7 protein-coding genes are annotated in these 7,762 nt (G+C 31.9%); 3 read left to right on the forward strand and 4 right to left on the reverse strand.

All coding sequences use genetic code 11. From position 1 onward, the window contains the following. Positions 1 to 99: 99 nt before the first annotated feature. On the reverse strand, positions 100 to 678 hold the full coding sequence (locus tag IJI80_RS03245) for a 30S ribosomal protein S3ae (RefSeq protein WP_292787607.1): 579 nt from the start codon (positions 676 to 678) through the stop codon (positions 100 to 102). A gap of 818 nt (positions 679 to 1,496) precedes the next feature. On the opposite strand from IJI80_RS03245, the gene IJI80_RS03250 reads away from it, so the two are divergent. The 3 genes from IJI80_RS03250 (at position 1,497) to IJI80_RS03260 (ending at position 5,309) form a co-directional block, all read left to right on the forward strand. Next, positions 1,497 to 2,300: a class II glutamine amidotransferase gene (locus IJI80_RS03250; RefSeq protein WP_292787609.1), complete on the forward strand. Its 804-nt coding sequence runs from the start codon at positions 1,497 to 1,499 to the stop codon at positions 2,298 to 2,300. A gap of 147 nt (positions 2,301 to 2,447) precedes the next feature. Continuing rightward, positions 2,448 to 3,848, forward strand: coding sequence for a hypothetical protein (locus IJI80_RS03255; protein ID WP_292787611.1), 1,401 nt, complete (start codon positions 2,448 to 2,450; stop codon positions 3,846 to 3,848). A gap of 18 nt (positions 3,849 to 3,866) precedes the next feature. Next, the gene (locus IJI80_RS03260; RefSeq protein ID WP_292787613.1) at positions 3,867 to 5,309 is read left to right on the forward strand and encodes a glutamate--cysteine ligase; all 1,443 of its coding nucleotides are present in this window, start codon (positions 3,867 to 3,869) and stop codon (positions 5,307 to 5,309) included. A gap of 115 nt (positions 5,310 to 5,424) precedes the next feature. On the opposite strand, the gene IJI80_RS03265 is transcribed toward IJI80_RS03260, so the two are convergent. From IJI80_RS03265 to IJI80_RS03275, 3 genes are all read right to left on the reverse strand, one after another. Further along, the gene (locus IJI80_RS03265; RefSeq protein WP_292787615.1) at positions 5,425 to 6,018 is read right to left on the reverse strand and encodes a flavin reductase family protein; all 594 of its coding nucleotides are present in this window, start codon (positions 6,016 to 6,018) and stop codon (positions 5,425 to 5,427) included. Between the two features lie 19 nt (positions 6,019 to 6,037). Further along, positions 6,038 to 6,376: a NifB/NifX family molybdenum-iron cluster-binding protein gene (locus tag IJI80_RS03270; protein WP_292787617.1), complete on the reverse strand. Its 339-nt coding sequence runs from the start codon at positions 6,374 to 6,376 to the stop codon at positions 6,038 to 6,040. 55 nt (positions 6,377 to 6,431) lie between these two features. Continuing rightward, a partial coding sequence (locus tag IJI80_RS03275; RefSeq protein ID WP_292787619.1) for a ClC family H(+)/Cl(-) exchange transporter occupies positions 6,432 to 7,762 on the reverse strand: 1,331 nt, incomplete at its 5' end.

Below are 7,762 nucleotides of genomic sequence, written 5' to 3' on the forward strand. Positions count from 1 at the left end.
GCTTAAAATTAGTTTAAAAATAGTTTAAAAATAGTTTAAAAATAGTTAAAATTAGGTATAATAAAAATAATAAAAAAGAAAAATAAAATATTAGAAAATTTATTCTAATACTTTACTTTTGATGATTTCCACTCTTTTAAGAGGATAGATTTTTTTAGCTTTGTGGTAAATTTCAGAAGCTAATCTACCGTTTACAGAGTTTTCTACAAGTTCATCAAAGGTTTTTTCTGAAGCTACTTTAGTAACTAATTCGTTAATTGTTTCTCTCATGTATTTTTGTTGGGAAGATTTAGCTCTTCTGGTAGTTACAGCTATTACATGGAGTTTTAATTTACGATCATCTTGGGTAGTTACGATGACAGGAGCATCGATTCTACTGGTTCCTCTTCTGATCATGCTTCTTACGTAATCAGTAGTGGTTTTGTGTCCAGTGAATTTGGTGTTTGCAATGTTTCCGTTCACATCATTTACTTCAAATTGCAATTTGATGTATTGTTTGGAGAAGTCACCGGTTAATTCTCTCATGGTTACTTCTACAGTTCTTCCGTATACAAGTTCAGGGTCTCTTGCAGGGGTGGTACCGATTTCTTTGTCTCCGAATGCTACAGGAGTTTTAATGGTGTACCAAGATTTTTCTTTCCAAGTGTCACGTACTCTACGTCTTTGTTTTTTTGCCATTTATATCATTCCTCTCTATATTTCTCTATATTTTTGACGTAATTATTTAGAATAATTATTTTTTGTTTTTATTTGAAATAAAACATAGCTATGGCTAAACTATAATCATAATATAAAATAGGATAGAAATCTAGCTATGATATAAGTTTTTATAAGTTTTTTTTTAATCCAATGCTATTGATCTCATGATGAATATCATTAGATGAAATAAAAAATATAATATTAAAATCACAGGTTAATGGGCTAATGTCACTTTAGATATCTGAAGTGGCCTTATATCAAAAATAGATACAAAAATAGTTATAAAAGTTGATTATAAGCTAAATAATTTTTATAATCTATATTTTACCTGCTCTGGAATCAATCCATTTAAATTAAAATAATATCATAAAAGTTTTAAATAAGTTTAAAACCCGCCCATAAAGGTTATTGTTAGTTATGATTTTTATAGTATATAAATATTTTTGATATTATACTTTTCATCTAATTTTTATTTTAGTAATTTGTAGTATATTTGGTATTATATTTAGTAATATATTTAGTTAATTTTTTAAGCTATATTTAACATATTTCTATTATACTCTAAAATATTTTTAGATATACCTTTAAGATATTTTAAAATGTCTTTATATATTTTTGAAAATATTTTAATATTCCAATATATTTCCAGTATATTTCTAGAAAATGTTTAAAAAATTTGGTTATTTTTGGTTTTCTACTAAAACATTTAAATAATATAAGAAATATAACAATTGTTATAAAACTTTTTATGTTTCTATTAATTGGTTTTATTAAAAAATTGAAAGGAGGTAAAAAAAATGTGTGAGATCTTTGGATTTAGTTCATCAAAAGAAGAAGAGCTTAATGATTATCTAAAAGAGTTTTATAGTCATTGTGAAGAGCATCCTCATGGTTGGGGATTAGCTATTTTAGATCCGGAAAAATTCAGCGTAATTAAAGAGCCTGTTAAAGCTCGAAGCAGTGTTATGCTTGGAAATATCCTATTGAATCCAATCATTTCTAAAAATGCTTTAGCACACATTCGTTTAGGCACTATTGGTGTGAAGGACTTTTATAATTGCCATCCTTTCGTTAAAAAAGACAATGCAGGTAGAAGATGGACTCTCATCCATAATGGTACTGTTTTTGACTGTCCAGATTTATGTAAATACAGCACTGAGGAAGAGGGAGAAACTGATTCTGAAAGAATTCTTCTAGCTATTGTTGATTTGATAAACAAGTTTGAAGCTTTTAAAGGTGAGCCTTTAAGCTTAAAAGAAAGATTCGATGTGGTTTCTGACTTGATAAGTTTTATGGCTTTAGCCAATAAATTAAATTTAATTGTTTATGATGGAGAACAGATGTATGTTCACACAAATTATAGAAATTCATTATGCTATTTGAAAACTGAAAATAGCATTTTCTTTTCAACCCAAGCTTTAGATTCAAATGATTGGGAAGAAGTGCCATTGAATACTGTACTCTCTTTTTCAAATGGGGAACTATTATTTAAGGCAAAAGCTCATTCATTTGAATATGTTGAAACTGAAGAGCAGACTAAGTTCATTGAAAAGTTTGTCAACACTTTAAAAAGTGATGTTGAAGAGGAAAATGTATGGTAATGGATCTTATGCTCTTTGAAGTTTAAGATATCATGTTTGAAGATGTTTAATATGTTTTCATTGATTTTTTAGAAAATTGAGAAGTTTTAGAAATATGGGATATGATCCTTTTTTTTAAGGGAATTAATTGGAATTGGAGTTGATTAAATGGCAGATGATGCAATTACAGATGAGATGATAAGGGAAAAGATCTGTCAAATGTTTTTGGAATCTACTAAAAAATCCAAAAAAGAGTATATAGGTATAGAAATTGAGGTTCCAATAATCAACTTGAACAAGGAAGCGGTGGATTTTGATATAGTTCATCGTGTAACTGAATCATTTAAGAATCATTTCAATTCATTTGAAGTTGAAGGCATCGATTATGATGGCAATGTCTATGCCTTAAGAAACCGTGAAAATGACGATATGGTATGCTATGATTGTTCCTATAACAATATTGAATTTGCTATGGGCAAGGAAGAGGACTTATTTACCATTAATGAACGTTTTGGCGAGTATTACAGTTTCATTAAAGAAGAGTTCGAAAAGTATAACCATACATTAAGCGGTATGGGAATAAACCCTTATAGAAAATACAATAATGAAATTCCAATTCCAAGTGAACGATACTTGATGCTTTATAATCATTTGAAGTCAGCAGACAATTATTCTGATTCATTGATGTATTTCCATGATTATCCTGGATACGGCATGTTTTCCAGTGCCTCTCAGGTTCAGTTGGATGTTCCATATGATGACCTTATTGAAAACATAAATGTTTTTTCCAAATTGGAGCCTATCAAAGCATTGCTCTTTTCCAATTCAGTTCTTTTAGAGGATAATGAGGATTACGTTTGCTTTAGGGATAACCTATGGGAGTACAGCACTCATGGAATCAATCCACATAATATCGGAATGTATGATATTGAGTTTAGTGATATTAAGGAATTGGTTTCCTATCTTGAATCCTTAAACATTTACTGCGTAATGCGTGATGGGATTTACATTAATTTCCCTTCAATGCCTTTGAAGGATTATTTCAACACTGATTCAATTGTAGGTGAATGTTATTGTAAAGGATCTTATAGGGACATTGAGTTCAAGCCCTCTTTAGATGATATTGAATATTTGAGAGCATTTAAGTTTATTAATTTGACTTTTAGAGGAACTCTTGAGTATAGAAGTGTCTGCACTCAACCTATCAAGGATTCCATGTCTGTTGCAGCTTTTCATGTAGGATTGAAACACAAAACAAAGGAAATGGAAAAGCTATTTTTTAACGCTCCAGTCTTTAACGATTGTTATAACAGTACAGAGCTTCGTAAATTGTTAATAAAGACTGAAATTTCAAGTTCAATTGATCAGGATGCATTGTATGATCTTGCAATAGATGTTTTGGATTTGGCAAAAGAGGGTTTGGAAGAAAGAAATCTTGGTGAGGAAATATTTTTAGAACCATTATACAGAAATGTGGATGAAAGAACAAATCCAGGTAAAAGGATATTGGATTCATTGAAAGAAGGAATAAGTTTGGAAAAAATCATAAAAGATTATGGTGATTTATAGGATTAAAGGTGTGATAAAATGGATAGGATATTCAATTTATCTCAATTGCATAAGAATGCAAGTTCAGAGGATTTAAAACAGGGCTCTTTTGGTATAGAGTGGGAAGGATTAAGAGTCCGTGCAAATGGAGAGCTTTCACTCACTCCACATCCTGAAATATTTGGAAACAAATTATCAAATCCTTACATTACAACAGATTTCTCAGAAAGCCAAATAGAAATCATCACTCCAACATTTGATACAATCGATGAAGCGTTTTCATTCTTCTCTTTCATGTCTGATTTAGTTAACAGCTCTTTAGATGACGATGAGTTTTTATGGTTCCAATCATTGCCTTGCATACTTCCAGATTCAAGTGAAATTCCAATTGCAAAATATAAAGGTAGGGAATTAGCGGAAGAGTCAATGGAATATAGAAAAGGCTTGGCTAAAAAATATGGTCTTAGAAAGCAATTGATTTCTGGAATTCATTTTAATTTTTCATTTAAAGAGGAACTGATAGAAAAATTGTATGAAAATTTGGATATCAGTGAAATTGAGAATAATGAAGATTCAAGGATGTCATATAAGGAATTTAAGAATAGGCTCTATCTAAAGATATCAAGAAATTACATTCGTTATGTTTGGCTTATAATTTATCTTACCGGCTGTTCTGTTGCAGCTCATGATACCTTCACTCCAGAATGTACCAAATTGATGGAACATAGTGATAATCGTGGAGGGGTTTATAGTGAAAGAGGCCCTTCATTCAGGAATGCTTCCTGCGGATATAAGAATCTCGTGCATTTATATCCGAATTACCATTCAGTAGAGGAATTTGCAAATGATGTCCAGTCTTTCATTGATGAAGGTCACTTATCTCAAGCAAAGGAATTGTACACTCAAATCAGATTAAAGCCTAAAGACCCAAGAGACGTGCTTTTATCTTTAAAAGAGGATGGAATCAAGTATGTGGAAATAAGAACTTTAGACATCAACCCATTCTATAAATGTGGTTTAATCAAAAGGGATATGGAGTTTCTTCATTTATTCCTAATTTACTGCTTGATTGCTGATGAGTCAGATTATAAAAATTGGCAAGAGGAAGCTCTTTACAATGAGGAAATAACTGCTGAAGCAGCTTATGACTTTAACATGAAATTGATTAAAGATGGTGAAAAAATCAGTTTGGAAGAATGGGGTTTAAGCATTCTTGATGAAATTGATGATATGTGCAGAACCTTAGGTATTGGAAGCAGGTCCTTAATTGATTCAATGAGACAAAGAATTGTTGATCCTTCCTTGACATATGGTAAAGGTCTCATTAGATTGATTAAAGAAGAAGGATATATCAACAGTCAATTAAAATTGTCTAAAATCAATAAGGTAACAAGCAAGTATCTTTTGGAAAATACTGACTTGCTGGATGATGAAAGATTTAAGGAATATGTTCCTATTGCCCTTCAAGGGGCTGAAAAATAATTCTTTAATCTTTTAAATTTTTTATTTATTTTAATTAAATTTTAATTTTTTACTTTAAGAGAACTTTTAAATTTCTTTAATTTTTTTAATTTCTTCTCTTAATTTCTTTTTTTATTTATTTTCTAAACTTAACACCCACATTGAATGCATCAGCTATTTTATCTCCCACTTCGAAGTAGTCATATAAAACATCATCATAAACTATTGGATTAAGCAATTTCAAATCAACTTTTCCTTTTTCGCCTATGACATCTTCATCTGCTTGAATGTTTACTATTTCTCCAGTGATTTGTGTATGGCTACCTACTTCTGCAATATTCATGACTTTGCATTCAATGGAAACTTTCATTTCATTTATGACTGGTGCGTTTACTTCTTTAGATTTAGTGGTGGTGAAACCTACTTTTTCAAGCTTATCAACATCATATCCGGATGCCATTCCAATATAATCTGTTTCTGCAACTTGATTTGCTGTTGGAAAACCTAAAGCAAACTCATTCCTTTCCAATATGCTTTTAAGGGTTTTTCGCTTAGCGGTGGAATTGATTGCAATCATAACTGCTGGGGGATGATGGCTGCACATTGCAGCAAATGCAAGTGTGCATGCATCTGCTTTTCCCTCTTCATCATAAGCAGAGGCAATAACTGCAGGAGATGGATACATCATTGCTCTTGGTTTTAAATTAACTTTTTTTGGCATTTTTAACATTTTTAACACCAATAAATTATTAGATTTTAATGTTTTTCATGAAATTGACATGGTCTATGTATTTTCTTAAAACCTCTTCAACGGTTCCTTCATCCTTTACCAATTTCAACCCTGAATCTTCTGCATAGATTGCCGCTTTAGGTCCGAACTGTTCACATATTGCCACTTCACAATCTTCAATGGCTTTAATGATCTTTGGATTTTGATGTTTCATGTCTGCTTCAATTTCAACGTTCCTTTGGTCTATGAACTTGAATTCATCCTTTTCCGCATCATATTCATAAACATACAATGATCTTGCTTTTCCAAAATGCAAATCCACATTTTCTCCATTAGTTGAAGCAACAGCTATTCTCATATTAGTCACCATTTTATTTTTTTCTTTTTTTTTAATTTGAATGAAAAAATAAGTATTATTCCTCTTTCCAGTTGTTGTAAATCAAGGATTCTATCTTCTGGTTATCATCAGGGTATGTGTTCTGATTCATAATGATGAACAATTCATCAGCATATTTCAATTCCAAATCCTCATCAGGAATCAATGTGTTTCCGCTTCTTACAACTGATACAACCATCGCTGATTTAGGGATTGGAAGCTCCCAGATTTTTGTGCCTATCAATGCACAGTCCATTGGAACAACATACTCTTCCAAAACGCTTTTTGTCTTATCGAAGTCAATTCCCTTGTTCTTCTTTAAGAGTCTCATAAGCAATGTTTCATAGATTGGATCATTACCGAGGATTGTTGGAATGATATATGCAAGTATGGTCACTACAATCATTGCAACAAGGGAGTTTGTAACTCCAGTCATCTCTGCAATCAACACAACAGCAGTTATCGGAGTTCTAACAGAACTTGCAAACATTGCAGCCATTGAAATCATTATGAATTTATATGAAATCAATGGATCCAATCCGAAGATTGGGATGACAATTGCACTGAATATTGCACCGATGTATGCTCCAATAACAAGAACTGGATAAAATATTCCTCCTGGTGCACTTGAACCGAAACAAAATATCAAAAGAAGGTATTTTCCAATTAAAAGTACAATAAGTATTGACAATGGGGGAAGAGTATATTCTATTAAATGCATCATGGAGTATCCTCCTCCAAGTACATTAGGCAAGATTAGGCCTACAAGACCAGTAACAAGGAATACTATAATGTATTTCACTTCAAGTGGGAGGAAGCTTAATCTTTCCCACATTTCAGAAGCCTTAATCATTCCCACATTATAGATGTAACCTAAGATTCCAACGATAATTCCTAAAATAATCAATAGGTAGAAATATTCTAAAGGAAGATTCAATGATGTGAATGGAAATATTGGGCTTTGTCCAAAGAATATTTTTGATACCAAGTCTGCTACAACTGCTGAAACCAATCCTACAATAACTATGGATCTGTCAAATCCTTTATTGATTTCCTCTAATGTGAAAATGAATCCTGCAAGAGGAGCGCTGAATGTAGCTGCAAGCCCTGCACCACTTCCACATACCAAAAGACGCTTCTCATCGGTCTTACTGTTTGGCAGGTATTTTGAGACACCTTTTGCAGCCATTGCTCCCAATTGTACAGATGGGCCTTCTCTTCCTAAGGAAAGACCTCCAAGTGCTGTAAGGGTTCCTCCAATAAACTTGGCAATCAATGTCTTCCACCAGCATACATCAAAGTATCCTTTAACTTCACCCATAACTATTGGGATTCCGCTTCCTAAACTGTCCGGATCCCATTTCATTA

The sequence above is a fragment of the Methanobrevibacter sp. genome, from assembly GCF_017432245.1.
GTDB lineage: Archaea > Methanobacteriota > Methanobacteria > Methanobacteriales > Methanobacteriaceae > Methanobrevibacter.

Bases quoted from the DNA above. Each gene is read 5' to 3' on its own strand.
- IJI80_RS03265 (WP_292787615.1), bottom strand. From the start codon at position 6,018: ATGTTAAAAATGCCAAAAAAAGTTAATTTAAAACCAAGAGCAATGATG.
- IJI80_RS03245 (WP_292787607.1), bottom strand. From the start codon at position 678: ATGGCAAAAAAACAAAGACGTAGAGTACGTGACACTTGGAAAGAAAAA.
- IJI80_RS03255 (WP_292787611.1), top strand. From the start codon at position 2,448: ATGGCAGATGATGCAATTACAGATGAGATGATAAGGGAAAAGATCTGT.
- IJI80_RS03270 (WP_292787617.1), bottom strand. From the start codon at position 6,376: ATGAGAATAGCTGTTGCTTCAACTAATGGAGAAAATGTGGATTTGCAT.
- IJI80_RS03260 (WP_292787613.1), top strand. From the start codon at position 3,867: ATGGATAGGATATTCAATTTATCTCAATTGCATAAGAATGCAAGTTCA.
- IJI80_RS03250 (WP_292787609.1), top strand. From the start codon at position 1,497: ATGTGTGAGATCTTTGGATTTAGTTCATCAAAAGAAGAAGAGCTTAAT.